Origin of the sequence: Streptomyces albus subsp. albus (genome assembly GCF_000725885.1) — a bacterium.
In the GTDB taxonomy this organism is placed as follows: Bacteria; Actinomycetota; Actinomycetes; order Streptomycetales; family Streptomycetaceae; genus Streptomyces; species Streptomyces albus.
The window spans coordinates 1-374 of sequence record NZ_JODR01000087.1; the positions used below are offsets into that span (position 1 = coordinate 1).

Below are 374 nucleotides of genomic sequence, written 5' to 3' on the forward strand. Positions count from 1 at the left end.
CACGTGCATGATGCCGTTGGCGTCGATGTCGAAGGTGACCTCGATCTGCGGCACGCCCCGCGGGGCCGGCGGCAGACCGGTCAGCTCGAACATGCCCAGCTTCTTGTTGTACGCCGCGATCTCCCGCTCGCCCTGGAAGACCTGGATCTGCACCGACGGCTGGTTGTCCTCCGCCGTGGTGAAGGTCTCCGAACGCTTGGTCGGGATCGTGGTGTTCCGCTCGATCAGCTTGGTCATGATGCCGCCCTTGGTCTCGATACCCAGCGACAGCGGCGTCACGTCCAGCAGCAGGACGTCCTTGACCTCACCCTTGAGCACACCCGCCTGGAGGCTGGCACCGATGGCCACGACCTCGTCCGGGTTCACACCCTTGT

The 374-nt window shown here is 65.0% G+C and carries 1 protein-coding gene; it reads right to left on the reverse strand.

What is annotated here, in order from left to right:
- Positions 1–374, reverse strand: a 374-nt coding sequence (locus tag IO40_RS0132840) for an Hsp70 family protein (protein WP_157846471.1), incomplete at both ends; no start/stop codon positions are given.